The 24,923-nt window shown below is 61.1% G+C and carries 26 protein-coding genes and 1 pseudogene; 17 read left to right on the top strand and 10 right to left on the bottom strand.

The annotated features are described in order from the left end of the window. Positions 1-11: 11 nt before the first annotated feature. A complete protein-coding gene (locus tag AB1E34_RS07780; protein ID WP_372571771.1) occupies positions 12-2,345 on the bottom strand; it encodes a DUF8508 domain-containing protein in 2,334 nt (777 codons plus the stop codon). Positions 2,346-2,871: 526 nt separating this feature from the next. Here AB1E34_RS07780 and AB1E34_RS07785 point away from each other — a divergent pair. The 4 genes and pseudogenes from AB1E34_RS07785 (at position 2,872) to AB1E34_RS07800 (ending at position 5,099) form a co-directional block, all read left to right on the top strand. After that, the gene (locus AB1E34_RS07785) at positions 2,872-3,006 is read left to right on the top strand and encodes a hypothetical protein (RefSeq protein ID WP_372571772.1); all 135 of its coding nucleotides are present in this window, start codon (positions 2,872-2,874) and stop codon (positions 3,004-3,006) included. A gap of 9 nt (positions 3,007-3,015) precedes the next feature. Further along, positions 3,016-3,987, top strand: a complete 972-nt coding sequence (locus AB1E34_RS07790; RefSeq protein ID WP_372571773.1) for a hypothetical protein — start codon at positions 3,016-3,018, stop codon at positions 3,985-3,987. Beyond that, positions 3,972-4,142, top strand: a pseudogene (locus AB1E34_RS07795) (integrase core domain-containing protein); the annotation flags it as partial. The gene AB1E34_RS07790 and the pseudogene AB1E34_RS07795, both read left to right, overlap by 16 nt. Before the next feature lie 75 nt (positions 4,143-4,217). Further along, positions 4,218-5,099: a cation diffusion facilitator family transporter gene (locus AB1E34_RS07800; RefSeq protein WP_372571774.1), complete on the top strand. Its 882-nt coding sequence runs from the start codon at positions 4,218-4,220 to the stop codon at positions 5,097-5,099. Positions 5,100-5,105: 6 nt separating this feature from the next. Here the strand turns inward: AB1E34_RS07800 and AB1E34_RS07805 are convergent, their stop codons facing one another. From AB1E34_RS07805 to AB1E34_RS07815, 3 genes are all read right to left on the bottom strand, one after another. After that, positions 5,106-6,347, bottom strand: coding sequence for an ArsB/NhaD family transporter (locus AB1E34_RS07805; protein WP_372571775.1), 1,242 nt, complete (start codon positions 6,345-6,347; stop codon positions 5,106-5,108). 44 nt (positions 6,348-6,391) lie between these two features. Beyond that, positions 6,392-7,663: an MFS transporter gene (locus tag AB1E34_RS07810; protein ID WP_372571776.1), complete on the bottom strand. Its 1,272-nt coding sequence runs from the start codon at positions 7,661-7,663 to the stop codon at positions 6,392-6,394. Between the two features lie 208 nt (positions 7,664-7,871). Further along, positions 7,872-9,479: a GMC family oxidoreductase gene (locus AB1E34_RS07815; RefSeq protein ID WP_372571777.1), complete on the bottom strand. Its 1,608-nt coding sequence runs from the start codon at positions 9,477-9,479 to the stop codon at positions 7,872-7,874. A 128-nt stretch (positions 9,480-9,607) separates the two neighbouring features. Between AB1E34_RS07815 and AB1E34_RS07820 the strand changes: the two genes are divergently transcribed. From AB1E34_RS07820 to AB1E34_RS07835, 4 genes are all read left to right on the top strand, one after another. After that, positions 9,608-10,840 carry a TRAP transporter substrate-binding protein gene (locus AB1E34_RS07820; protein WP_372571778.1) on the top strand — a complete coding sequence of 411 codons (1,233 nt, stop codon included), beginning with the start codon at positions 9,608-9,610 and terminating at the stop codon, positions 10,838-10,840. A 93-nt stretch (positions 10,841-10,933) separates the two neighbouring features. Further along, the gene (locus AB1E34_RS07825; RefSeq protein WP_372571779.1) at positions 10,934-11,602 is read left to right on the top strand and encodes a TRAP transporter small permease; all 669 of its coding nucleotides are present in this window, start codon (positions 10,934-10,936) and stop codon (positions 11,600-11,602) included. Positions 11,603-11,612: 10 nt separating this feature from the next. Then, positions 11,613-12,974: a TRAP transporter large permease gene (locus AB1E34_RS07830; RefSeq protein ID WP_372571780.1), complete on the top strand. Its 1,362-nt coding sequence runs from the start codon at positions 11,613-11,615 to the stop codon at positions 12,972-12,974. A 23-nt stretch (positions 12,975-12,997) separates the two neighbouring features. Further along, a complete protein-coding gene (locus tag AB1E34_RS07835; protein WP_372571781.1) occupies positions 12,998-13,783 on the top strand; it encodes an IclR family transcriptional regulator in 786 nt (261 codons plus the stop codon). A gap of 26 nt (positions 13,784-13,809) precedes the next feature. Here AB1E34_RS07835 and AB1E34_RS07840 read toward each other — a convergent pair whose 3' ends face one another. The 4 genes from AB1E34_RS07840 to AB1E34_RS07855 form a co-directional block, all read right to left on the bottom strand. Further along, entirely contained in the window at positions 13,810-15,078 is a 1,269-nt protein-coding gene (locus AB1E34_RS07840; RefSeq protein ID WP_372571782.1) for an FCSD flavin-binding domain-containing protein, read from the bottom strand. 24 nt (positions 15,079-15,102) lie between these two features. Continuing rightward, the gene (locus AB1E34_RS07845; protein ID WP_372571783.1) at positions 15,103-15,381 is read right to left on the bottom strand and encodes a c-type cytochrome; all 279 of its coding nucleotides are present in this window, start codon (positions 15,379-15,381) and stop codon (positions 15,103-15,105) included. A gap of 128 nt (positions 15,382-15,509) precedes the next feature. After that, positions 15,510-15,839: a thiosulfate oxidation carrier complex protein SoxZ gene (gene soxZ, locus AB1E34_RS07850; protein ID WP_372571784.1), complete on the bottom strand. Its 330-nt coding sequence runs from the start codon at positions 15,837-15,839 to the stop codon at positions 15,510-15,512. Positions 15,840-15,854: 15 nt separating this feature from the next. Further along, positions 15,855-16,292: a thiosulfate oxidation carrier protein SoxY gene (locus AB1E34_RS07855; RefSeq protein WP_372571785.1), complete on the bottom strand. Its 438-nt coding sequence runs from the start codon at positions 16,290-16,292 to the stop codon at positions 15,855-15,857. Positions 16,293-16,472: 180 nt separating this feature from the next. Between AB1E34_RS07855 and pedB the strand changes: the two genes are divergently transcribed. The 9 genes from pedB to pqqE all read left to right on the top strand — a co-directional run bounded on the left by pedB (position 16,473) and on the right by pqqE (position 23,574). Next, positions 16,473-17,219, top strand: coding sequence for a lanthanide ABC transporter ATP-binding protein PedB/LutE (gene pedB / locus AB1E34_RS07860; protein WP_372571786.1), 747 nt, complete (start codon positions 16,473-16,475; stop codon positions 17,217-17,219). Then, on the top strand, positions 17,216-18,007 hold the full coding sequence (gene pedC / locus AB1E34_RS07865) for a lanthanide ABC transporter permease protein PedC (RefSeq protein ID WP_372571787.1): 792 nt from the start codon (positions 17,216-17,218) through the stop codon (positions 18,005-18,007). Before pedB ends, pedC begins: the two co-directional genes overlap by 4 nt. Before the next feature lie 5 nt (positions 18,008-18,012). Further along, positions 18,013-19,617, top strand: a complete 1,605-nt coding sequence (locus AB1E34_RS07870) for a sensor histidine kinase (protein WP_372571788.1) — start codon at positions 18,013-18,015, stop codon at positions 19,615-19,617. Between the two features lie 9 nt (positions 19,618-19,626). Continuing rightward, the gene (locus AB1E34_RS07875; protein ID WP_372571789.1) at positions 19,627-20,310 is read left to right on the top strand and encodes a response regulator transcription factor; all 684 of its coding nucleotides are present in this window, start codon (positions 19,627-19,629) and stop codon (positions 20,308-20,310) included. Positions 20,311-20,414: 104 nt separating this feature from the next. Continuing rightward, a complete protein-coding gene (gene pqqA, locus AB1E34_RS07880) occupies positions 20,415-20,513 on the top strand; it encodes a pyrroloquinoline quinone precursor peptide PqqA (RefSeq protein WP_306195828.1) in 99 nt (32 codons plus the stop codon). A 25-nt stretch (positions 20,514-20,538) separates the two neighbouring features. Beyond that, the gene (gene pqqB / locus AB1E34_RS07885; protein ID WP_372571790.1) at positions 20,539-21,435 is read left to right on the top strand and encodes a pyrroloquinoline quinone biosynthesis protein PqqB; all 897 of its coding nucleotides are present in this window, start codon (positions 20,539-20,541) and stop codon (positions 21,433-21,435) included. Continuing rightward, a complete protein-coding gene (gene pqqC / locus AB1E34_RS07890) occupies positions 21,432-22,193 on the top strand; it encodes a pyrroloquinoline-quinone synthase PqqC (protein ID WP_372571791.1) in 762 nt (253 codons plus the stop codon). The genes pqqB and pqqC overlap by 4 nt, the downstream gene beginning before the upstream one ends. Continuing rightward, a complete protein-coding gene (gene pqqD, locus AB1E34_RS07895; protein ID WP_372571792.1) occupies positions 22,151-22,468 on the top strand; it encodes a pyrroloquinoline quinone biosynthesis peptide chaperone PqqD in 318 nt (105 codons plus the stop codon). The genes pqqC and pqqD overlap by 43 nt, the downstream gene beginning before the upstream one ends. Beyond that, entirely contained in the window at positions 22,465-23,574 is a 1,110-nt protein-coding gene (gene pqqE / locus AB1E34_RS07900) for a pyrroloquinoline quinone biosynthesis protein PqqE (RefSeq protein WP_372571793.1), read from the top strand. The genes pqqD and pqqE overlap by 4 nt, the downstream gene beginning before the upstream one ends. A 1-nt stretch (position 23,575) precedes the next feature. Here pqqE and AB1E34_RS07905 read toward each other — a convergent pair whose 3' ends face one another. Then, positions 23,576-24,172, bottom strand: coding sequence for an ABC transporter ATP-binding protein (locus AB1E34_RS07905; protein ID WP_372571794.1), 597 nt, complete (start codon positions 24,170-24,172; stop codon positions 23,576-23,578). Next, positions 24,169-24,918, bottom strand: a complete 750-nt coding sequence (locus tag AB1E34_RS07910) for an ABC transporter permease (protein WP_372571795.1) — start codon at positions 24,916-24,918, stop codon at positions 24,169-24,171. Before AB1E34_RS07910 ends, AB1E34_RS07905 begins: the two co-directional genes overlap by 4 nt. Between the last annotated feature and the right edge of the window lie 5 nt (positions 24,919-24,923).

A 24,923-nucleotide genomic window follows, 5' to 3' on the forward strand; every position in this document is an offset into this window, starting at 1 on the left:
ATATATTGGAGTCAGAATATCAAAACATCATCGTCAAAGTTATACAATCCCAACAATTCAACGCTTCCTTGCGCGTCGCCGGACGAGGTCAGCAACGTACCCCTGTCGGTCTCGGCAACCACGATCTCGTTTGTGCCCACGAACTCCAACTCATCCATGCCCGCCTTGAATTGCAACACCGTGTCATCGCCAAACGCGCCCGCAAAGACAAAGCTGTCGCGGCTGCCGCCGCCCGATAGCAGATCGTCGCCAGCGCCACCTTCGATAACGTCGCAACCGAGTCCGGCAAAGATGATATCGTCGCCTTCGCCACCCAGGATCGTGTCCCTGCCCCGGCCCCCGCTGAGCGTGTCATCCCCGTTGCCGCCCTCGATCAGGTCACGCCCGCGACCACCAAAGATCACGTCGTTGCCATCTTGGCCAAACAGCTGATCCCGGCCCTTGAACCCGATGATGATATCGCTGCGCCCGGTCCCTTCGATCACATCCTTGCCTCTGCCGCCCAGCAGAAGCTCGCCGGGATCGTTGGGGTCTTCGATCAGGAAACTGGCGACAACCGGTTCGTGATCAGAGGCGAAATTGGTGAAATCCGTGTTCACGTGGACCACATCCACCTCGACCTCATCCAGCAGACGGTCGGTGACGAAGATATGGTCTAGCGCCTGGCTGTTGCCCTGGAAGTTGAAGGTATAGGCCTCATCTCCCTCAAGCTGGGTGATCAGATTGGTCAGCACCTTCTCATCGCCGACGCCGGGCAGGTCCTCGGCCAGTTCATCTGTGAACTCGAACGTGTTGAGATCGCCCAGAACCGTCACCCGCGCATCCGGGTCCGAGGCCAGCAGACCGTCCACCACTTCGTTCAGCGCCAGTGCCTGCGCCTCGCGTTCGTCTTCGCCCGCCTGCACGAAGGGTTGCGGTCCGCCAAAGACCGGGGTCGAGCCGAAGCGGGATGAGAAGTGGTTGTTGATCAGCGTCACCTCCTGCCCGTTGAACTGGAACACGCCAAGCAGCGGATCGCGGCTGCCGTCAAACGCGTCCGGATTGCTCACACCCAGCCCGGCCAACACATCCGATTCCAGCGTGACGAACTCCTTCGCCTCAACCCGGTCAGGATTGTAGAGGAAAGCATTGCGGATATTGCCGCCCGGCACACCGCCATTTTCGCCATCTTCGTCCACCAGCGCGCTGACGAATTCATAGCGCGGACCACCCGCAGCCTCGATCGCGTCAACGATGGCCAGCAGCGTTTCCTCGGCGCTCAGCGTGCCGTCATCGGCGACGCCGCTGTCATCCTGCACCTCTTGCAGGGCAAGGATGTCGGGCGCGCCAAGATTGGTGACGATCTGTCCCGCCAGCTGCGCGATCTGATCCGCATCGCCATCCGCCTCGGCGGCCGTGACGTTGAGGATGTTGTAGGTGGCCACCGTCAACCGGTCGTCACCGCCCGCGATATCGGTCACTTCGGCGGTGTTCCCCGTCGGTGTTTCCACCTCGAACGCCTCGGTCACCCTGATCTCGAAGTTGCCGAAGCCATAGTCCACGACCCCGGTAATGTTCGACAGGTCATCACCCAGATTGATGGCTGGTCCATCGAAGCCGTCCGGCAGCAGATCACCGTCATATTGAATCTGAATGCGCTCGGGGTTCAGATCGCCGGTCCCGTCCGCATCAGCATTGATGTTCAGACCGCCGCGATCATTCAGGCCGCCACTGGGCGAGGTCACGCCTGCGCCGTCATCGGCGGCGACCCAGGTCTCTCCGAACCGGTTGGTCGCGGAAATAGCGGTCGGATTGTCCACCGTAACCAGCATTCCCTCAAGGCTTTCGTAGAAATCGATGCCATCGGTTTCAGGGTTGAACGTGCCGGGATCGTCCTGCAGGTTCACCGGCAGTTCCCCCTCCGAGATCACCACCTCGGTCGGTGGGGTTCGGCCAGCGGCGCCAAGAATCGTCGCCGCGGGCAGGGCGTTGCCGCTGCTGGTCACCTCGATCTCGACATTCGAGAGCTGCGTGGTCGACAGGTTGGCACTGCCCGCTCCGCCTGGAATGAACTCGCTGACCGTGCCGTTCAGCTCGACCGCGTCCCCGACGGAGACAAGATCGCTCGCGCCGTTCCCGGTGAAAACAAAGATCGCATCCGAGGTCGCAGCATCCCCGTCGCCCTCGGGGTCTTGCAGATAGAAACCGGCACGATCCACGGCGGTGACGATACCCGAGGTGCGGACCTCCTGCCCGTCAAACGCCGAGACATGGCCAGCCCCCTGGATTTCAGGGATGGTCAGATGCAGGGCTGCCAGCGACTCTTGTGTGTCCATGGCGGTGAGGCTCTGTTGCGGGTCGGTCATCTTGATGCTCCCAATAGCTGTTGGTTTCATTGCGGTTCTCCCGCAACCAAAGGGGGTCAATGAGGAATGCTACCGCTCGCTTAACGCGTATATCAAGCGCTTCGCGGGACGGCGCGCGCTCGACCTCTGCGCGGGTAAGCGGCAACTGGGCAGGCAAGCCAAAAAACCGCAAATGCTGCAGCACTATTACCGCCTGCGACATCAACTAAGATGCTCAAACCCATCGGCGCAAACTCGCCGCTTGCCGTTCATGTATCGGCCAGCAAGCGGGAATTGACGCGAATCGTGTTGGAATTGTGCCAGCCCCGACGCTCTTTTTGCCGGGTTGGTGCAGTATTGTTATATTTTTACAATTGGTTAAAGGGTTTCTCAAAGGCCGATGCAGACCAACTTTCCCGGTCCATTTCTGTTTCTGTTCCTAACCCGCAACCAAAGGCGGAAGAGGCGCTCAAACTCTCGGCCTCGGGCGATGCCGTGACCGCGGACATCTCGGAGACGCGGCGAAGGGGTCGAACTTTCGCCCGATGTGGTCGCCGAGACGGTCGTGCTGGAGCGCACGCTGACCCCTTTGGCACGCACGGCCGTTGGTGAGCTGACGGACCTCTTCCAGGTCGTTTCCGAAGATGCAGAGGAGAATATCGAAGATTTCCGGCCCAACTAACCGCCGCTGGTGCTGGGCGAAGGCGATTGCGCCTCGGAATACTGCACCGAAGGCGGCACCGTCTCGCGCCGCCGCTTCTCGGTGCTCTACCGGCTGACCGATCCGCTGGTGGGGCCTGCAAATCTGACCCGTGACCGGGTGGTGAACGGCGTCACCTTCCCCAGCACCGTGCCGGGCAGCGCTTTTCAGAACAGCGATGGGGACTGGAATTTCCGTGATCGGGTTTCAATCGAGGACCCCATTGATATCGAGGATTTCTTCGAAGATCTCGAAGCGCGCCCGACGCAAGTGCCCAAAGCCTCCAGCCTGTCGCTGGGCTATGTCGCCAAGATGCGCACCACGGCGGTGCATGCCGGGCTGTCGCTGGGGCGGCTGATCTATTCGCTATCGCTGGCACCGGGTGAGGAACCGCGCATCGAGGTATCAAAACAGCGCGAGACCCTCACCGTGCGCGAACGCGAAAGCCTGAGCTTCAGCGAGGAGCAGGAATTTGAGGAAAGCCGTGACACCTCACTCGATTCCATCTTCGACACCGCGTTGAGCGAGTTGATCCAGGGATCATCACGTTTCAACACCAACAACAGCTCAAGTTCCAAAGGGTTTTCAGGGGGCGTAGGGGGAGGCATTGGCGGGCTGTTCGGCGGCATCGCGGGCGGGGCGGGCTGGACCAAGGGGTCGACCAGTTCCAGCTCCAGCGGCTCGTCCTCGGCTTCGCAGAACACCTCGCGGTCCTTCCTGTCGGACACACATGAGGCGTTCTCGTCCTCGCTGGAACGCTCGGCTTCGGTCAAGCGGCGGTCCAGCCGGACCAGCGTGCGTACCGCTACCGCCACCGACCGGCGCACCGCATCGACGAAGTTTGTGGCCAACCGCAACCATTGCCACGCCATGACCATGCAATGGTTCGAGGTGCTGCGCGACTTCTCGATCGAAACACGGATCGAAGGGGTGCAACTGGTCTGTTCCGAGACGAGTTGCTGAACCGTGAAATCTTCTACTCGCTCAGAGAAGCCCAGATCATCATCGAAGGATGGAGGAAACACTACAACACGAAACGGCCCCACAGTGCTCTGGGCTACCGCCCGCCCGCACCAGAAACCATCGCCCAGATGGACCAGAGGCCAGTCATGCACTAACAATCAGATCGGACCAATCGGATCAGGCTAGCCAGGATACCGGAAGGCTGGTGAACCGCGAAAGGAAGCTCGCTCATGGCCCATCAAGATCATTCCGCCGCAGGGCACCACCATCATCACCACGCCGCCAACGAGAAAAAAGTTGCACTGGCGGCGGTTCTGACCGGCCTTTTCATGGTTGTGGAACTGGTGGGCGGGCTGATCTCGGGTTCGTTGGCGCTGATCGCGGATGCCGGGCATATGCTGACCGATTTCGGTGCGATGATCCTGGCTTGGACGGCCTTCCGGCTGGCCCGCCGCCCCGCCGATTGGAAACGAACCTACGGGTTCGACCGGTTCTCGGTTCTGGCAGCTTTTGTAAACGGGCTCGCACTGTTCCTCATCGCGATCTGGATCAGTTGGGAGGCTTGGGGCCGCCTGTCAGACCCAAGCCCGGTCATGGGCAACGTGATGATGTGGGTGGCGCTGGCAGGGCTGGTGGTGAATATCGGGGTGTTCATCATCCTGACGCGCGGCAGTGGCGAAAACCTCAATATCCGCGCCGCCGTTCTGCATGTGATCGGCGATCTGTTGGGCTCGTTGGCCGCCCTGATCGCCTCGATCGTGATCATCTTTACCGGCTGGACTCCAATCGATCCGATCCTGTCAGTCTTTGTGGCGCTGATCATTCTGCGCGCCGCCTGGTCGGTGGTCCGCGACAGCGCCCATATCCTTCTCGAAGGCGCACCAGCGGGCTTTGACCGGGACTCGGTGACCCGACAGATGCAGGACGAGGTGCCCGGCGTCGCCAAAGTGGGGCATTTCCACGCCTGGTCGATCACCCAGGAACGCAGCATGGCAACGCTGGAGCTGACAGTCGACGCAACCGCCGATGCCCAAGACGTCAAGACCCGGGTCAAGGCCTGGCTGAACGAGCAGCACGGGATCGGCCATGTGACGGTCGAGCTTTGCCGCTGACCCCAGTCACCCCCCCAGATGGGTTTCCAACATCAGAATCCAGGCGATCGTGATCCCGGTCGAGACCAGCCCGATGGGCAGCACATCCTTCATGAACTGGGTAAATGTGACTTCCTCGGCGCCCATCCGGTCAGCCATTTGCAGCACGATCACGTTGCTCGCCGCGCTGATGATGAAGACATTGCCCGCCAGGGTCGACACACCCGCAAGCATCATCAGGTTGGGCACCTCGAAGGAGGGCAGCAGCTTCAGATACATGTCCACCAGCGGCACGTTCGAAAAGACCTGACTGCCGAAGAAACTGATCCCGGCGGTGACCATCGGCTCGTTCATATGCTGACGCTCCTCGCCCAGCATCGCCTGCAGCGAGCCTGAATCCAGCAGCGCGCCCGTCACGATGAACATCGAGACGAAAAACACCAGCGTCGGCCAGTCAAGCCGCAGGAATGTCCGCATCCGCGCCCCGTCAAACAGATAGACCGGCAGGCAGGCAATGGCCGCCGCCACACCCAGCGGATAGCCGAGCTTCGAACCGGTCGCCGCCAGCACGCTTTCCACCGTGACCAGCACCACCAGAACCGCAATCGCCAGCAGGACCGGCCATTGCGTGCCCTCCTGCCCTTCTAGTTCCTCGGTTCCGGCCTCAGGCGTGGTCACCACCATGCGCCAGGACAGCCACAGCGCACTACCGCCCAGGCAGATCAGCGTAGGCACGATCAGCCATATCAGGAAAGTGACCATGGGGGCCGGCACGTGGCCACTGGCCGCAATCAGCAGGTTCTGTGGATTACCGATCGGGGTGGCCATGCTGCCAACGGTGACCGCCACACAAAGCGCCACTAGAAAGGTGCGCTGATCCGCTCCGGTCTGATGCGCCAACATCAGTGCAATCGGGGTGCCGATGATGGCGGCTGCGTCATTGGTCAGCACGGCGGCCACCAGCGCAAAAAGCAGCATGAAGGCCACCAGCGACACGCCGGGCGTTCGCCAACCCACCATCCATCCGGCGATCCGGTGCGAGATGCCGTTTTCATAAAGCGCCCGCCCGATGGAAAACACCGAGAACAGGTACAGCATGACATTCCAGTCAATCGCCTTGAGCGCGGCCTGCGGGGTGATCGTCATGGTTGCCAGCAACACCACCGCCCCGGCCGTCATCACATGCCAGATTTTGAGAAACGACGGCAGCCATTCGCGAATGGCGATCAGGGTGAAGACGGCGATTGAAACCCCAAGGCTAAATGACACAGGCATTCTCCGGTATTGACTGAGTGATCTAAGGGTGGTGCGGTTTACGGGCTCTCCGTGCTGTCGGCGTCGACCAGATCACGGCGGGCATGTTCGGCGGTTTCGGGCATCAGGAATGCAAAGATGAGCGCGCCCAGAATCGCCACGCCTGCAAGGAAATAAAACGCCATGTCATAGCTGGCGACCTGCACGATCTCTTCGGCGATCAGATTGCTGGCCGAGGCGCCGACGCCCACCAGCGTGGCCAGGGCGCCCTGTGCGACGTTGAACCGTCCGGTGCCCTTGGTGACATCCGAGACGATCAACAGGAACAGCACCGCAAAGATCCCGTTGGCCACCCCGTCCAGCGACTGGATCGCGACCAGCGCCACTGAATTGTCGGTCAGCGTATACAGCAGCGCCCGGATCGGCAGGATTGAAAACGCCATCAGGAACAGCGGCTTACGGCCCCAGCTATCGGCGGTCTTGCCGCAGAGGATGGCCATGGCGATCATGATGAACTGGGCCGAGATGATGCAGGCCGAGGTAAAGGCGATGCCAGATTTGGTATCGCCTCCGCTTGCCACTTTCTGGCTGACCAGCGGCAACATGCTGGCATTGGCGAAGTGAAACAGGATGATCGAGGCGCCAAAGATGATCAGGCGCTTCTCGCTCAGGATGGTGGCAAAGCCGCTGGGCTGCTCCTGGCCCGCGCTGTCTTCGGCAACCCCGCCGCGCGCCGCCTCATGGTCGATCTGAGTGGGTTTGATCATCGTGGTGCAAAAGATCATGCCGACGCACATGACCGAGATCAGGATGAACACACCGTCCACAAACCCCGCCAGAGCCAGCCCCGCCGCGATGGCGGCAGCCACCACATTACCCGCATGGTTCCAGGCCTGGTTGGCGCTGGTCTGCCGCGTGAAGGCTTGGCGCCCGACAACCCCAAGGGTGATCGCGGCAATCAACGGACCCAGAAAGGCCAGCGCGACCCCCATCGTCGCCTGCGCCCCGTAGATGGCGTATTGCGAATCCGTCACTACCAACGTCAGTGCGGCAATCCCAACTGCAGTGATACAGGCCACCATCAGCCCGCGCTTGGCACTGGTCCAGTCGATCAACGCCCCGGCGGGCGTCTGCGCGATCACCGTCACGATGGACCCGAGCGCCAGAGCAAAGCCGATGCTTTGCGGCGACCAGTGCAGCTGCGCCAACAGATAAATCGCCAGATAAGGCCCGAACCCTGCTGTGACGTCGCCCGCAAAGAAGTTGATCCCCAACAAGGGCCGGTTAAGCGGTGCGGTTGCGCCCTGCCCCGTTTGCGTATCGCTCGTCACCGTCTGTTCCTGCGCACTGCAAACGCCTCCGGCTGGGATTAGTGCCCGCGCGGTGCAAAGCTGCGCCCACGGTGCACATTTCAAGGCACTGTGGCGCGCAACGGATCAATAAACAACCGCGTTTCTGCGCGGAAAGCGCGAATGTACCTTGTCTGCACATCCCAAAGCCGAGTCAAACAGGTCTGCTACGGGTTGCCTATAAGACAGATCAGGCGCGATCCTCAAGGATCAGATCGCTGGCCTTTTCACCGATCATGATCGCCGGGGCGTTGGTGTTGCCGCTGACGATCTCGGGCATGATCGAGCAATCCGCGACCCGCAATCCACGAATGCCGTGAACCCGCAGCCGCGAGTCCACCACCGTGTTCGGCCCCTGCCCCATCTTACAAGTGCCGGTGGGATGATAGATGGACGAGGAATGGCTGCGCGCCCAGTCCAGCGTGCCCTCGTAATCATCCAGCGCCAGGTCTTTGGTCGGGCGGAACTCTTCCGAGATCTTGGACTTCAACGGCGCTTCGCGCGCGATCAAGCGTGCGATCTTGACCCCTTCGACGATGGTCCTGCAATCTAGATCCGTCGCCAGATAGTTGGGGTGGATTTTCGGATAACTGCGCGGATCGGGGCCATCCAGTATGATCTCGCCCCGGCTTTCGGGCCGCAACTGGCAAACTGACATGGTGAATGCCGAGAAAGGATGCACTCCTTCGCCAGGGCTGTCGGCGGACCAGGGCTGTACGTGGAACTGGATGTCGGGCGTATTCACATGTGGGCCGGTTTTCATGAAACCCACCGCAAGGCTGGCGGCCATGGTCATCGGGCCGGCCCGGAACAGCGCGTATTTCACTGCGATCTTGGCCTGATTAATCAGGCTGCGCACCTCGTCATTCAAGGTGGGTTCATTGCATTTGAACACCAGACGCGCCTGCAGGTGGTCCTGCATGTTCTTGCCCACGGCTGGCAGATCAGCCACCACCTCGATGCCGTTCTCTTTTAGTTGCTCAGCCTCCCCGATGCCCGACAGCATCAGGATCTGCGGCGAGTTGATCGCGCCCGAGGACAACACGATCTCGCGCGTCGCCGTCACCTCACATTCCTGTCCCGACTTGTCGAGATAGCGGATAGCGGTGGCGCACCCAGCCTCGATGATCACGCGCTGAACCAATGCGTTTGTGATGATCTGCAGATTGGGGCGTTTGCGCGCCGGATTCAGAAACGCCACCGCTGAACTGCAGCGGCGACCGTTGCGGGTGGTCAACTGGAAATAGCCCACGCCCTCTTGCGTTGCGCCGTTATAGTCCGAGTTGAACGGATAGCCCGCCTTCTGCGCCGCCGCGACCCAGGCATCGCAGATCGGGCGCTGCAGGCGCATGTTCGACACGGATAACTCGCCATCGGTGCCGTGGAAGTCATCGGCGCCGCGTTCCTGGTTCTCCGACCGTTTGAAAAGCGGCAGCACATCGTCCCAGCCCCAGCCCTCATTGCCCATCTGCCGCCAGCGATCGTAATCCTCTTTCTGGCCGCGCACGTAGAGCAACCCGTTCAGCGAGGATGATCCGCCCAGCACCTTGCCACGCGGCCAGTCGAGGGCGCGCCCGTTCAGGCCTTTGTCCTTTTCGGTCCGGTAACACCAGTCCACCGACGGGTTATGCATGGTTTTGAAATACCCGACCGGAACGTGAATCCACGGATTCCAGTCACGTGGCCCGGCCTCAAGCAGAATCACGCGATTTGCCGGGTCCTTGCTCAGGCGATTCGCCAGGACGCAGCCAGCGGAGCCCCCTCCAACCACGATGTAATCAGCTTGTTGTGTCTGCATTTTTTGGCCCTCCGCCAGATCGGAACTGGTCTCGTGCAGGTTTTCCCTTGCGTCATTATCTTTATTTAACTAAAAATGATACCACAAGTCTCATTAATGGGAATTGTGTACCACGGGAGGAAGAAACCATGAAAGTAGCTGACAAGCTCAGCAGAATATCGCGGCGTGACCTTTTCAAGCTGTCGGGGCAGTACGGCCTGTCCTCGACGCTGCTGGCTGCGGGGTCCATGGGCGGTCTCGCATCGCTGCCATCGCTCGCGGCCGCTGCCGAATCGACCTATGAAAAGCGATTCGCGAAAGAGCCCAAACACACGCTGAAATTCGGCGCGTCGGGCTTCAACGCCCGCAACCTGCTGATCGAACGCGCCGGCGCATTGGAATTTGCCCGCGACCTGGAATCGCGCACCGACGGAGAGATCCGGGTCGAATTCATCGGCGACAACCAGATTTGCGGCCAGCTGTCCTGCGTCGAGAAGACCCAGAACGGCATCGTCGACATCTATGCCGCATCGACCCAGAACTCGGCCGGTGGCGCGCCTTATCTGAACGTGCTCGATTATGCCTACGTGTTCCCGGGCCGCGCGTCGCAGTATCACTTCCTCTACAGCCCGGAATCGAACGCGATCCTGCGTGAGCCTCTGGAGAAACGCCACGGTCTGAAATTCCTGTTCAGCCACTGCGAATTGCGCGGGCTGCAGATGGGTCAGTCTTTTGCCGACAAGCCCACCGTCACCAAGCTGGAGGAACTCTTCGGTACCAAGAACCGTGTCACGGGCACCCAGCTGGGCCGCATCGCGATGCAGCTCTTGCAGCTGAACCCGGTACCGGTGGCCTGGGAAGAAACGCTCGACGGCCTCAAGACCGGTCTCATCGATGGCGCCGAAACATGGGCGTCGGCGGTGGCTTATGCCAACATGGCACCGGTTGTGACGCAGTCAGTCGACCTGCGGTTCTTCTGCGGGACCGAGCATACCTCAATGTCGGCCAAGGTGTTCGACAGCCTGGGTGGCGATCTGCAGGATGCGGTTCTGGAATCGTCCTATCTTGCGCAGGTTCATGTGCAGGCGGCGAACGAGGCAGCACTGGTCAAGACCGTCGGATTCTCTGATCCGCAACTGCCCGACACGATCTTTGCCGAAAATGATGTACGCAACGCGTTCCTTTCGGACGAACAGATCAAGCTGGCCGAAGAAATGTGCTCGCCCGAATACCAGCCCGAGCCATGGGCACAGTGGCGCGAGCGGATCAACAAGTGGGCCGGTGGTATCGACACCTATACCGAGCTGCATCGCATCGCCCGCGAGGTGCCTGCCGATATGAAGCCGGAAAACGTCGAGCCCCGCCGCTGGTGGAAAGCCTAAAAGCACGGATCGGGCGGCGGGTTTGTCCCGCCGCCGTTCACGTCCCGCATATTCCTAAATACGCTATTGTCGGTCTCGGGGAGGAGACAGATCATGACGACTATTGTCGGCGAAATCTCGGAGATCTTCAGCGCGGTTCTATCCAACGACGCCTGGATGATAAGTGAATCGCTCAAGACCAACGCGGCTTGGGTGGTTGGTGCCTTCGCTACGTTCTTGGGCGGTGCACTCTTTCTGCTGCTCTATAAATATATCCCATGGGTCGAACGCAATCTGGAAGCCACAGTCATGGTGTCGACCTATCTGCTGATCGGCGCCATCATCTTTGTCGAGGTGTTCCGGCGGTTCATTCTGAACGTCCAGGCGCCCTGGTCGACCACGCTGCCCCCCTTCCTGTTCCTGATCATGACCTGGGCGGGCTGTGCTTACAACGTCAAGCTCCGGACCCATCTCGCCTTTGCCGAATTCCGCAGCAACATGCCCAGGCCGCTTCAGTTTCTGTGCTTGTCTGTGGATGCGGTGCTGTGGCTCGGGTTTTCCTGGATCGTTGTCGTCACCTCAACGCAGGTTGCGGCCAACTCGGCGGCGAATTTCCAGATCCTGCTGGGCACTGACAACGTGCTGCAATGGTGGTTCCTGGTCTCGGTCCCGCTCAGTTTCATCCTGATTGCCGCGCGCGCCATGGAGAACTGGCTGACCGACCTGCAAAACTTGCGCTCCGGCCAGCCGTTGATTGCCCCTGTCGCCATCGGCGCGGATTGAGGAGAAGACCATGACTGACGGAAACTGGATTACATTGATTTCGGTTGGGGTCACCTTCCTGTTCATGCTGGGCGTCCCGGTGTTTCTGGTGATCGGATATTGGGTGATCGGGATGAGCTTCGTGCTTGGGCTGCCCCTCATCAATACCGGGGCCGCGCTGGCGGATGTGTTCACTGACGGGTTTGCCCTTTTGGCGATGCCGCTTTTCATTCTGACCGGTGACCTGATCAACCGCTCCGGCATTGCCCGCAGGCTCAGCGATTTCGCTTATTCCTGCTTGGGCTGGCTTCGCGGTGGTCTGGCCATGGCAAGCCTGGGGGCCTGCGGTCTGTTTGCAGCCATTTCGGGCTCGAACTCGGCCACAACGGCCACCATCGGGTCGATGCTGCATCCCGAGATGGTGAAGGGCGGTTATGACGAACGCTTCTCAGCGGCCACCGCTGCTGCGGGCGGCACCGTCGGGATCATCATCCCGCCCTCGATCATCTTCATCGTCTACGGTTTCCTTTTGAACCTGCCGATTTCCGAGCTTTTCGTGGCAGGCATCATCCCCGGTGCAATGATGGTTGGAGCCATGATGCTCGTCGCGTTTGTTATCTGCACCAAGAACGGCTGGGGTTATCTGATCAAGCTGCAATTCGGTCGCGTTTTTAAGACCGCGGTCGGTGCATGGCTTGGATTTTTTGCCATCGGACTGGTGCTGTGGGGTATCTATACCGGTAAGTTCTCGCCCACCGAAGCCGCGGGCGTTACCGTGGGCTTCTGTATTATTGTGGGGTTCCTCAGCCTTCCGATCTACAAGCTGATGGGTTCGCCCTCGGAGGATCGCGATTTCAGCGAGCGGGGCATCTCGGAATATCTGGTAGTTAAAGGTTTCGGCCCGCTGGAGTTGCCTTCGATCACCATGCGTTCGGCGCAGATCGCGGGCATTCTTGCGCCACTCATCGCGGTGTCGGTGGTGATGCAGCAGATTCTTTCGGTGCTGGGCGCTCAGCAGTTCATCGGCGACTTCGTGCGCGGCATGGGCGGCTACTACGCGGTGCTGTTCACCTCGATGGCGATCGTGTTTGTCGCGGGCATGGTGCTGGAAAGCCTGCCGGTGACGATCATCCTCGCCCCCATTCTGGCGCCGATCGCCCATTCGGTGGGGGTCGAGCCGGTGCAATTCGGGGTGATCTTCCTGGTTGGCGCGTCGATTGGTTTCATTACGCCACCCTATGGACTTAACCTTTATGTCGCATCCGGGGTGACGGGCGTTCCCTATTTCCGCTTGTTGCGCTACACGGTGCCCTATCTGTTTGCCCTGCTGTCGGTCTGGATCATCGTCGCGCTGACACCTATCCTGTCGACGATCCTGATCCCATCGGGCTAAGACGAGGTATGTGAGCCAAACAAGTGGACGGCGTATTGGATACTGGCGGTAAAGACGGGGCAATTCCCACGAATCTGCGGCTGCTCTTGGTGCTTGAGGCGATGGCCGAGGCCGGAGTTCCTGTTACACCAACGGAGGTGAATCAGCGCCTCGGACTGCCAAAGCCCACGATCCACCGGTTGTTCACAACGCTGGAACAAGAGGGTTTCATCCAACGCGAGATTGACGGTCGGGGGTATTCCCCCGGCCTTCGTTTGCGCCGGATGTCCACCGGCATCCTGTCTTCACTACGGATTAGGACCGCGCGGCTGGCCATTCTCAACCAATTGGCCGACAAGATCGGCGAGACCTGCAACATCGCGATCCCGGATCGTGATGCGATGGTCTATCTCGACCGGGTCGAAACCAAATGGCCACTGCGCATCCAGCTTCCCGTGGGCACGCGCGTGCCGTTCTACTGCACCGCCAGTGGCAAGATGTATCTCAGCAGCCTCGACCGTCGGCATTTGCGCAGCTACGCCATGTCCGCCGATCTGGAAGCCAGAACAGCACTGACTGTCACAGACCCTGAGCAGCTGATAGCTGAGGTCCTCGAAATCCGCGAACGTGGCTATTCCACCGACAATAGCGAGTTCATGGACGGCATGATTGCCGTTGCCGTGCCCATCCACGAAGGTAATGGAAGGTTGGTCTCGACGCTGTCGGTGCATGCGCCCGAGCAGCGCCTTAGCCTGACTGACGCCGTCGCGCATGTCGAACAGCTGAAATCGGCGGCACTGAAACTGTCAAGCCTGCTGAGCGAAGGCTGAAGCACCAGCCCCCAGCACCGCTGCCGCTAGCTGAACATGTCTGCGGTGATCGCGTCATACCAGCTTTCGGATTCCTCGAATGTTGCCTTGCGGATGTCGATGGTCTCGCCGGTCTGGCTGATGAAGCCGTCCACACGGGCGATTTTTTCCTCGGTCGGCTCATAGGTTGCGCCCACCTTCACTCCGTCGTTTTCGGCAATCAGGGACCAGCAGGTATTGGCGAATTTGGCCGGAAAGACCCGTGATCCGGTCAGTGCACCACGTACCGCGTTGGCGCAAACCTTGGCTTGCGAATTGGCCGAAAAGCCCGATTTGGGCATATCGCCTTGCTGGCTCGCATCGCCCAGCACATAGATATCGGGGTCGGCTTTCGAAGACATGTCTGCCGCGTTCACAGGCGCCCAGTTGCCCTCGCTCACCCCGGCCAGCTCCGCGATCCGCCCCGCCTTCATCGCTGGGATCACGTTGCAGGCGTCAACCTTGGTCTCTTCGCCGTCAATCGTCAGCACCATGCGGTCGGGATCGACCGAGACCACACCACCGCCGAAATCCTCACCGATCCAGTCGATCATACCGGGGTAATGATTGGTCCAGCCTTCCTCGAACAGCGCCATTTTCGAGAATTTCGGTTTGGGATCGGCGATGAGGATCTTGGCCGTGGGGTTGGATGCCTTCAGCACATGGGCCACCATCGAGACCCTCTCATACGGCCCCGGCGGGCAGCGATAGGGGTTGGGCGGTGCGACCATGGCATAGGTCCCGCCCTCGGGCATCGCCGCGATCTGCGCCTTGAGCAGCTCCGATTGCGATCCGGCCTTGTAGGCATGGGGCATCTTGTTCTGGGCCGAGACATCCCAGCCGGGCACCGAGCCCTCGACGAAGTCAATGCCGGGCGCCAGGATCAGCTTGTCATAGGGCAAAACCGCCCCGCCCGCGAGGGTGACGGTCTTGGCGGCGCCATCGACGCCCACGGCCCAGTCATGCACCACGTTGATCCCATGATTGGCGGCCAGCGTGCCATAGGTGTGGCCGATATCGTCGATCGTCTTCAACCCGCCCAGATAGAGGTTGGAAAAGAAGCAGCTGAAATAGGTGCGCGAGGGTTCGACCAATGTCACGTCAATCGCGCCATCACTATCCTTGGCGATATAGCGCGCTGCGGTGGCGCCTCCTGCCCCGCCGCCGATCACCAACACCCGAGGTTTTCCGCTGCCTTCGGCCAGTACATAGGGCGCAGACAGCGCACCTGTCGCAGCCGCACTTGCGCCCAGAAAACTCCTGCGATTCAATGCCATGCCGTATCCTCCCGTATGGTCCCCTCAGTCGAGGGTATTGAAATAGGCGGCCAGTGCCGCGATCTCTTCGGCGCTCAGGCGGCCCGCCAGCATCTGCATGATGGGATGCACCCGCCGGTTCTGTTTATAGGCATGCATGGCCACCACGATATCCTCGGTATCGCGGCCCGCGATCCTTGGAATGCCGCCCTCTGCACCTTGCGCGCTGTGACAGGTCACGCATTCCCCCGACAGGTATTCTCCCCACGCGACATCACCCTTGATCGCGAGGATTTCGGGCGGCAGTTCCTCTGCAAACGCCATGGGCAGTGGCAGCGCAACCGCAACAGCTATGATGACCAACCCGCGTCTGAACATCCCCGTTCCACAGCAAACCTGCACCCACTGTCCCCAATTCACAGCGCTTCCTGAACCGACACCTTGGTCGCGCCTCAGATCACCGAGATCGCCCGGCTGTCGGAATAAATCGCCCCATCATCGTCGTGCCACGCAAAGGTGAACACGCCGGGTCCCGGCACACGGGCCTGAAACTCGAAAAACGGATTGGTCGAGATACCGGGCCCGATCTCAAGATCGACAACCGTTTCACCCTCGAAGGTGCAGTGAAACCGATGGATGATGGAGCGCGGGATCGGCGCGCCCTGCGCATCCAGCCGCTGCCCGGATTCCATCCGATGCGTGATCAGCGTCTTGATTGTTACAACCTCGCCTGCCCCGACCTGTTTGGGCAGTTTGACCCGCGTTTTCACGCCTGCCGCCATGTTCACCTCCTCCGATCAGGCGCAGCCGCCGACAACAACAGAGACCGACCGCGTGTCCTGCGCAACGGTCCCGTCCGGCATCCGCGCCAGTGCCAGAACATCCTGCGTTTGCGCCAGCCGCATTCGGGTGGCCAGTTTTTGCGACCCCGCCAATGGCCCGAAGCGTATTTTCAGAACCGGGACAACCGGGTTGCCCGGCGCGATCAACATGGCCTCTTCGGCCCCGGTGGCCTCGAATGCGACCGGCACCCGGTAGCCGTCCTCCGCCAGATCCGGCAAGCTCAGCGACACGCCGCCCTCTGCAATCGGGGTGCCTTGGGTAAAGGCGGCGATGACCTCGTCCAGCGTTGCGTCCTGCTGCATCACAAGCAGCTGCTGCGCGCGCGCCGGTACGGTCAGAGCAACCAATGCCCCGACACTCACCCGCATCACATCGCGCCGCCGCAATGGCATGGCCGTTCCTCCGATCCTCTCACCTGGCAGCAGTCTAACCGGCCCGGTGCCATGGAAAGGCATAACAAATCGGTGAGGGTTCGTATACTTAAGTCGCGGCCTCGCCACACGCTGCGCGGTTGAGAAACCGGGGCCGAGCGGGCAAGCTGGCCAAAACTGGATAATCCGGCGGAGCAAAACGTGCCTGACGCGCAAACTGCGGATGAGACAAAACAGGGCCTTAGCGTGCACGACCTGAGCTTTCGCTACGGGTCGAAAGTGGCGCTGGACGCGATCTCTTTCGAGGTGGCACCGGGCCGATTCTGCGCGTTGCTCGGGCCAAACGGGGCGGGCAAATCCACGCTGGTGTCGCTGCTGACCCATCTGCTTGTTGCACCGCAGGGGGATATTCGCATCGCCGGGCATGATCTGCGGCAACATCCAAGACGCGCGCTGGGTGATCTTGGCGTGGTGTTTCAGCAACCTACGCTCGATCTGAGCCTGACGGTGCGCCAGAACATGGCCTATTTCGCGGCTTTGCATGGTCTGCCCCGACAGCAGACACAGGCGCGCATTGATGCCGCACTCGACCGGCTGGGGATGCGGGAACGGGCGGGCGAGAAGGTCCGGGCACTCAATGGCGGTCACCGGCGCCGGATGGAACTGGCCCGCGCGCTGTTGCATGAGCCAAAGGTGTTGTTGCTGGACGAACCCACCGTTGGGCTTGATGCCGCAACCCGCCAGTCGATCACCGATCATGTGCATGATCTGGCCAATCAGGGGCTTTGCGTGCTCTGGGCCACCCATCTGACGGACGAGGTGCGCGACGCCGATCAGCTGCTTGTCCTGCATCGTGGTCAAATCCTCGCGGCGGGCCAAACCGGCGATCTGCGAGGAGGCCGAACGCTGTCGGACTGGTTCCTGTCGCAAACCGAGGTGCCCGCATGAGTGGTTTCTGGGGCGTCGCCCGCGCGATCATGGGGCGTGAGTTTCTGCGCTTCATCCATCAGCGCGAGCGGTTCATCGCGGCCCTTGTGCGGCCCATGGTGTGGCTTTTGATCTTTGCCGCTGGCTTTCGCGCCGCGCTTGGCCTGTCGATCATCCCGCCCTACCAGACCTATATCACTTACGAGACCTATATCGTGCCGGGCCTCTGCGCGATGGTTCTGCTGTTCAACGGCATGCAAAGCTCTCTTAGCCTTGTTTATGACCGCGAGATGGGCTCGATGCGGCTGTTGCTGACCAGCCCGTTTCCACGCTGGTGGCTCTTGTTCTGCCGCCTGCTGGGCTCGACCGCGATCTCGATCCTGCAGGTCTATACCTTTCTGGCGCTGGCCGGGCTTTTCGGCATCACCATGCCGCCACTTGGCTATGTGACGGTGCTGCCCGGGCTGGTTCTGGGCGGGCTGATGCTGGGCGCGCTTGGGTTTGTTTTGTCAAGCTTAATCAAGCAGTTAGAAAACTTCGCGGGTGTGATGAATTTTGTCATCTTCCCGATGTTCTTTCTATCCTCGGCGCTGTATCCGCTGTGGAAAATGGCTGAAAGCTCGCCGCTCCTGCGTGATATCTGCGCGCTAAACCCGTTTACCCATGTGGTCGAGCTGATCCGCTTTCTGCTTTATCTGCAGATCAACTGGATGGCGCTCTTGTGGGTCGTGACCTGCACGATCATCCTCTGCGCCGCTGCCGTCTGGGGCTATGATCCCGCGCGCGGGTTGATGAAGCGGAAGACCTGAGCGCGATGCAGGGCGATAGCTCAGAAACACCCAAACGCGCCGTGTCGCTCAAGGCGCGGCTGGGCCTCGGCGCGCTGGTGCTGGGCCTCGGGACATTGCTGATCGCCGCCATTCTCTATCTTGGCATGCAGACCGTCGCCAGCCGGTTGGAAACAGCGCTGGCCTCTGAAACCCGGATGGCACGCTACGCGGCCCTGTCCACGCAGGCGGCGACCTTTCTGGTGATCGCCACCGAGTCGATACAAACCGACCAACCGCCGGACATTCGTGTCGACCGGTTGGCCCCCGTCAGTGATCGAATACGCGCCACCTTCGGGCAATTGCGCCAGGATGTGGAACAGGCCGTGGCCGCCGTCAGCACGCTCGGCATCGACGAGCAGTCCCGTTATGGCACGCAATCGCTGGGCCTTGCCCGGATGGAGGCACTGCTGGACAACACCCTGCGTGGGCTTGCCAGCGACGAGAGCGACCGTGCGCGCCTGCGGGCCCATATCGATGCCTTTGCCTCGGGCTTTGACCCGCTGCTCAGCCAGGCGGTGAATACCGAAATGCTGTTTCGCAACACGATCCTGTCAGGGATAGAAGAGCTGCGCCGCACATTGACCTGGGCCGCTCTGGGATTTGCGGGTCTGGCGATTCTGTCCACCGGCTGGTTCTATTTCGGTTTGATCCGCCCACAATTCAGGCGGCTGGACCGGCTGCATGACGCGGCCCTTCAGATCGGGCAGGCCGATTTCACCGTCGCGCTGCCGGCAACGCGCAATGATGAGATCGGGCGCCTTTATCATGAGACAAACCGCATGGCCGGCGCGCTGCTGGACCGGCAAGCGGAGGTCGAGGCCGAATGGGCGCGGTTGAACGAAACCATCGCCCAACGCACCGAGGAGTTACGCACAGCAAACACGACGCTTGCCAAGATTGACGAAAACCGCCGCCGCTTCTTTGCCGATGTCAGCCACGAGCTGCGCACCCCCCTCACCGTGATCATGATGGAGGCGCAGATTGGGCGACAGGACGCCCGAAACGCCTCGGACGCGTTTTCCACCATCGAAACCAGCGCCGCCAAGCTGAACCGACGGATCGACGATCTGCTCCGGGTGGCGCGCTCTGATAGCGGGCAACTGGCGCTGGAACCCGAGACCTTGGCGCTGCGCGATCTGATCGGCGCGGTGACCGAGGAGGTGCAGGCCGAGATCGACAATGCGGGGATGCACCTGACCGTTGAGGGTATTCCCGAGATCACAGTGCTCTGCGATCCGAACTGGATTCGGCAGGTTCTGGCCAGCTTGATCCGCAACACCATTCGCCATGCGCGCGATGGCGTCGAGGTCGCGCTCAATGCGCGGCGAAACGAAAGCATGATCGAAATATCCCTGACAGATAATGGCCCGGGCATACCGGCAATCGATCAGGACACGATCTTTGAGCGTTTTGTTCAGGGCGGTGCTGGCAATACGCAAGGCTTTGGCGTCGGGCTTGCACTGGCCCGCTGGGTGGTCGAAGCGCATAAAGGCAGCATCGCGCTCACCAGTCCGGTGCCGCGTGACAGGGCTCTGGGCAGCGCAGCCGGGACAAATGTCGCCCTTCGCTTACCCCTTGCAGAGGCCTAGACTGAGGATATGACAACCCGGTTGCTGATTATCGATGACGACCCAAAGATCACCTCGGCGCTGGTGCGGGGGCTGACCCTGCATGGCTATGAGGCAGAGGCGGAGAACCGCGCCGACAGGGCGCTGGAACGGCTGAAACGCGAGGAGTTTGCCGGGGCTATCGTGGATGTGATGCTGGGGGCCGATAGCGGTATCGACCTGGTCAGGGCGGCCCGTGCCAGCGGCGTTGCGCTGCCCATCCTGATGCTCTCGGCGCTCTCGGATGTCGAAGACCGCGCTGCGGGTCTGGAGGCGGGCGCGGATGATTATGTGGTCAAACCCTTCAGTTTCGACGAGCTGGTCGCGCGGCTGCGAGTGCAGGAACAGCGCGCCCAGTCGCAACGCCCCGACCCAGCGCGTCTTGTTCCCGGTTCCAGAACCGTCAGCACGGGCGAGGCAAGCGTCACGCTCACCGAACGTGAGTTTGCGTTGCTGGCGCTTTTGACCAGCAAGGCCGGTCAGCCGATCTCGCGCGGCGACATCTTCGACACGCTCTGGCTGGGCGAGGGCTCCAGTAACGAAAATGTGGTCGATGTCTATATCGGCTATCTGCGCAAGAAACTCTCAGTAGATGATTTTGGCTTTGAAATCAAAACGCTGCGCAACAAAGGCTTCTGTCTTGAGGGCCGCGCGCCGGTTCACGATGCCGGTTGAATGCAGACCAAAGTCTAGGCCGCTCTTATAAATTAAGATTCGCGTGAAAACCCGATAGCTGCCAGTCTGATCCGGAGATTTATGTCACTGAGGAGGAAACGAAAATGGCATGGACCAAGCCCATCATCCGCGAAATCGAGTGCGGTATGGAAATCAACATGTATGGCCCCGACAGCGATGAAGAGCGCGAAGGCCTGATCTGATCGCAGTTGCAGCGCCAAGTCTGACATGACCTTGCGCGCACGCATACTTGGGGCCGCTGCCGGTGGTGGATTGCCCCAATGGAATTGCGGTTGCGACAATTGCAACTTGGCGCGGGCCGGGCAAATTCCGGCCCAGACCCAATCGTCACTCGCAGTTACTGTGGACGGCCTTCACTGGGCCATCATGAACGCGTCTCCGGATATCCGTATCCAGTTGTCGCAGGCCCCCTCTCTCTTTCCATCTGGCTTGCGGCAGCTTCCCCTGTGGTCCGTGCTGGTCACCAATGGTGATATCGACCATGTGGCGGGGTTGTTAACGCTTCGGGAAATGCAGGCTTTCAAGCTGTTTGCGACGGCGGGCATCCATGAGGTGCTGGCCCAGAACCCGATATTTGAGGCCTTGAACAGCGCGGTTGTGGATCGGGTGTCGATCGCCCTGGACCAGCCGTTCGAGTTGGTGCCCGGTCTGACAGCGACCCTGTTCCCGGTTCCCGGCAAGGTGCCGCTTTATCTGGAGGGCGAGACCGTGCAGACCGATATGATCGGCGAACAGACGGTTGGTGTCGCGCTGCAATCGCAGGACAGCACGGCCTACTACATTCCCGGATGTGCCACCCTGACACCGGAGTTGCGGGACCGCCTTGAGGGGGCAGACCTTCTGTTCTTCGATGGCACCCTTTGGACAGATGATGAGATGGCGCGCGCCGGGTTGAGCCAGAAGACCGGCAAGCGCATGGGGCATATGTCGATGGACGGCCCCGATGGATCGATCGCGGCGTTTGCAGATATTGACATCGCGCGGAAGGTTTTTGTGCACATGAACAACACCAACCCCGTTCTGCGACCCGATAGCGACGAGGGCGCACAGGCCCGCGCCGCAGGGTGGACCATCGGGCAGGACGGAATGGAGATCACGCTATGACCCAAGCCTCGACTCCGAGCCGCGATGCATTCGAAGCAAGACTGCGCCAGATCGGCGCGGAACGCTATCACGACCTGCACCCGTTCCATCACCGGCTGCATGGTGGCGACTGCTCTCCGGATGAGGTCCGCGCCTGGGTCATCAACCGCTACTACTACCAGCACTCGATCCCGATGAAGGACGCCGCCTTCATGTCGCGGGTCGAGGATCCGGCGCTGCGCCGTCAATGGCGCTCGCGCATCGAAGACCATGATGGCACCACCGAAAACGAAGGTGGCATCCGCCGCTGGCTGCGCCTGGCCGAGGCGGTGGGGCTTGACCCCGACTATGTCGCCTCCTGCGAAGGGGTGCTGCCCGCGACCAGATTTGCCGTCGACGCCTATGTTCGTTTTGTACGGGAAAAGACCCTGCTGGAGGCCGTGGCCGCCTCACTAACCGAGCTTTTCGCCCCCAAGATCCACGCCAACCGCATCGAAGGTTTGCTGCAGCACTACGATTTTGCCGATGACAGCTCGCTTTCCTATTTCAGAACCCGCCTGAAAGAAGCGCCCAAGGACGTGGCCTTTGGGCTGGCCTGGGTGCTGGATCATGCCGACACCGCCGAAAAACAGGATGCCGCCGCAAAGGCGCTGATCTTTAAGACCGATATCCTGTGGTCACAGCTCGATGCGCTTTGGGGGGCCTATGTGGAACCCGCGCGCATCCCGCCGGGCGCATGGCAGCCGGGGACCGGTCTGCTGATGCGGCAGGCATCGTGATGCTGGCGCAAGAGGTTCCCGCCCTGCCCCGTGGCGTGCGTCTGCACTATGACAAGGTGCGCGAGAAATGGGTTCTGCTGGCGCCGGAACGCGCCGTGACGCTGGACCAGATCGGCCACGCGATCCTAAGCGAGGTCGACGGCGCGCGCAGCTTCGGGCAGATCACTCGCGCGCTGTCTGAGAAATACGACGCCCCCGCCGATCAGATCGCCGAGGACAGTTCCGGCTTTCTCGATGCCCTGCGCAACCGGCGGTTTCTGGATGTGACCGAATGAGTGAAATTGCCTCACCGATTGCGATGCTGGCCGAACTGACCCATCGCTGCCCGCTCTCCTGCCCCTATTGTTCGAACCCGATCGAGATGGCTTTGCAGGAAAGCGAGTTGGACACTGACACCTGGGTCCGGGTGTTCCAGGAGGCTGCCGCGCTCGGCGTCTTGCAGCTGCACCTGTCGGGCGGCGAGCCCGCCTCGCGCCGCGATCTCGTGGCGCTGGTGCAGGCGGCGCGCGATGCGGGGCTTTATACCAACCTGATCACCTCTGCCATTGGCCTGACCGAACGGCGGCTGACCGAATTGGACGCGGCGGGGCTCGATCACGTGCAATTGTCCTTGCAGGGAACAGATGCCGAGATGGCCGACCGCGTCGGCGGCTATCGCGGCGGCTTCAAGCGCAAGATGCAGACTGTGGAATGGATCAACCGGATCGGCTTTCCACTGACCCTGAATTTCGTCCTGCACCGACATAATGCCCATCAATTGGAGCGCGCGCTGGAGATGGCGCTGGAGATGGACGCGCGACGGATCGAGGTAGCGACCGTTCAGTTCCACGGTTGGGCGCTCAAAAACCGTGATGCGCTGATGCCAACCCGCGCGCAGGCGCAAGAGGTCACAAGGCAGGTCGAGGCCGCCCGCAAGGCCCATAAGGGCACGCTGGTCATCGACTATGTCCCGGCGGATTATCATGACGACTATCCCAAACGTTGCATGGGCGGCTGGGGCTCGACCGGGCTGAACGTGGCCCCGGATGGGCAGGTTCTGCCCTGTCATGCGGCGCAGTCCATCCCGCATCTGCGCTTTGATCGGGTGCAGGACAAATCTCTGGCCGAGATCTGGCATAACAGCTCCGCCTTCAACGCCTATCGCGGGACCGACTGGATGGCCGAGCCCTGCCGCAGTTGTGAGCGCAAGACGGTGGATTTTGGCGGCTGCCGATGTCAGGCGATGGCCATCGTGGGCGATGCCAGCGCCACCGATCCGGTCTGCATCAAATCCCCGCACCACAAGGCGCTACAGGCACAGGCCGAGGATCACGCGGCTCAGGGCGACGCTCCTTTTGTTCACCGAACCGCACCAGGCGCCGCGCGCGAACCGGCAGAATAACCTATCCCAGAACCGCACCCTCCGGTCCCGCAGTCAGGCTGAGAATCCGGGTCGCCAACCGCTCAGCTTCGGCTTGTGCATGGGTTACAAACAGTGTCGCGGGGCGGTGCTGCGCGATCAGTTCTTCGGTCAGGGACAGCATTGACTCAGCCGTATCCTTGTCGAGCGAGACAAAGGGCTCATCCATGATCAGCAATTCCGGCTGCCCCGCAAAAGCGCGGGCCAGCGACAAGCGGCGTTGTTGGCCGAGCGAAAGCTGACCGGGAAAAAGCGCCTCTTTCCCCGTCAGCCCGACGCTGTCCAGCGCGGCAAGCGCATCGCTGCGGCTGAGGTCCGGGTGAACCAGCAACAGATTGTCGAGCGCGGACCGCCAGGGCAGCAGCGTAGGTTCCTGAAACACGATGGCTTGCCTTTCGGGCCGCGTGATCTGCCCCTCATAGTCACGGTCGATCCCCGCTATCAGATGCAGCAGCGTTGTTTTGCCAATCCCCGATGGGCCGATCAGCGCCACGGTCTCACCCGCCGCAATCTCGAACGCGATGCGGCTCAGCACCGGCGTTGGGCCGAAGCGCTTGGTCTTTATGTCCACGCGGATCACGCGCGCCTCCATCGGCGGGCATGCCGTTCCAAGGGCTGCAGGATCAGCCATTCGATCAGCAACATCACGCAGATGAAAGACAGGGCGTAGACCAAAACCATCGCCACATCAAAGAGCTGAAAATAGAGATGTATCTGAAACCCAACGCCCGAGGAACGTCCGAGGAATTCGACCACCAGCACAATCTTCCAGATCAGCGACAGACCGGACCGCGCCGCCGCTGCGATGAACGGGGCCAGTTGCGGCGCGATCACATGGCGCATCCGCACCCACCAAGACAGCCGATATACCTTTGCCATCGCGTCCAGATTCGGGTCCAGTGCCCGCCCGCCCTCGCGCAGGATGGTGGCGACATTGGGCACTTTGTTGAGCGTGACGGCGGTGATAGCTGCGGCCTCGGTCAACCCGATCCACAGATAACAGAGCACGATCAGCACCAGCGCGGGCAGGTTCAGAAAGACCACCAGCCAGGGATCAAGCCATTGGTTCACCCGCTCGGACCGGCCCATGGCCAGACCGATCAGGGTGCCAAGCGTCATGGCAAGCACAAAGGCCCAGGCCACGCGGATCAGCGTCGCGCCCAGACTGCGCTGCAACTCGCCCGAGGCCAGTTCCCGCGCAAATCGTGGTACAAGTTCCCAGGGGGGTGGCAGCACCTGCGCATCATCGGTCAGCAGCGCGGCAACAACCCAGAGCGACAGCAAACCCGCAATCGACAAGACAGGCGTGAGGCGCGCGTCCTGCATGCGCC

Source organism: Ruegeria jejuensis (assembly GCF_041537905.1).
Taxonomy (GTDB): Bacteria; Pseudomonadota; Alphaproteobacteria; order Rhodobacterales; family Rhodobacteraceae; genus Ruegeria_C.

What these genes read in the sequence shown, in the direction of transcription:
- AB1E34_RS07780 (WP_372571771.1), bottom strand. Translation starts at nt 2,345, where the DNA reads ATGACCGACCCGCAACAGAGCCTCACCGCCATGGACACACAAGAGTCG.
- AB1E34_RS07800 (WP_372571774.1), top strand. Translation starts at nt 4,218, where the DNA reads ATGGCCCATCAAGATCATTCCGCCGCAGGGCACCACCATCATCACCAC.
- AB1E34_RS07815 (WP_372571777.1), bottom strand. Translation starts at nt 9,479, where the DNA reads ATGCAGACACAACAAGCTGATTACATCGTGGTTGGAGGGGGCTCCGCT.
- AB1E34_RS07820 (WP_372571778.1), top strand. Translation starts at nt 9,608, where the DNA reads ATGAAAGTAGCTGACAAGCTCAGCAGAATATCGCGGCGTGACCTTTTC.
- AB1E34_RS07825 (WP_372571779.1), top strand. Translation starts at nt 10,934, where the DNA reads ATGACGACTATTGTCGGCGAAATCTCGGAGATCTTCAGCGCGGTTCTA.
- AB1E34_RS07830 (WP_372571780.1), top strand. Translation starts at nt 11,613, where the DNA reads ATGACTGACGGAAACTGGATTACATTGATTTCGGTTGGGGTCACCTTC.
- AB1E34_RS07840 (WP_372571782.1), bottom strand. Translation starts at nt 15,078, where the DNA reads ATGGCATTGAATCGCAGGAGTTTTCTGGGCGCAAGTGCGGCTGCGACA.
- AB1E34_RS07845 (WP_372571783.1), bottom strand. Translation starts at nt 15,381, where the DNA reads ATGGCGTTTGCAGAGGAACTGCCGCCCGAAATCCTCGCGATCAAGGGT.
- soxZ (WP_372571784.1), bottom strand. Translation starts at nt 15,839, where the DNA reads ATGGCGGCAGGCGTGAAAACGCGGGTCAAACTGCCCAAACAGGTCGGG.
- AB1E34_RS07855 (WP_372571785.1), bottom strand. Translation starts at nt 16,292, where the DNA reads ATGCCATTGCGGCGGCGCGATGTGATGCGGGTGAGTGTCGGGGCATTG.
- pedC (WP_372571787.1), top strand. Translation starts at nt 17,216, where the DNA reads ATGAGTGGTTTCTGGGGCGTCGCCCGCGCGATCATGGGGCGTGAGTTT.
- AB1E34_RS07870 (WP_372571788.1), top strand. Translation starts at nt 18,013, where the DNA reads ATGCAGGGCGATAGCTCAGAAACACCCAAACGCGCCGTGTCGCTCAAG.
- AB1E34_RS07875 (WP_372571789.1), top strand. Translation starts at nt 19,627, where the DNA reads ATGACAACCCGGTTGCTGATTATCGATGACGACCCAAAGATCACCTCG.
- pqqA (WP_306195828.1), top strand. Translation starts at nt 20,415, where the DNA reads ATGGCATGGACCAAGCCCATCATCCGCGAAATCGAGTGCGGTATGGAA.
- pqqB (WP_372571790.1), top strand. Translation starts at nt 20,539, where the DNA reads ATGACCTTGCGCGCACGCATACTTGGGGCCGCTGCCGGTGGTGGATTG.
- pqqC (WP_372571791.1), top strand. Translation starts at nt 21,432, where the DNA reads ATGACCCAAGCCTCGACTCCGAGCCGCGATGCATTCGAAGCAAGACTG.
- pqqD (WP_372571792.1), top strand. Translation starts at nt 22,151, where the DNA reads ATGGCAGCCGGGGACCGGTCTGCTGATGCGGCAGGCATCGTGATGCTG.
- pqqE (WP_372571793.1), top strand. Translation starts at nt 22,465, where the DNA reads ATGAGTGAAATTGCCTCACCGATTGCGATGCTGGCCGAACTGACCCAT.
- AB1E34_RS07910 (WP_372571795.1), bottom strand. Translation starts at nt 24,918, where the DNA reads ATGCAGGACGCGCGCCTCACGCCTGTCTTGTCGATTGCGGGTTTGCTG.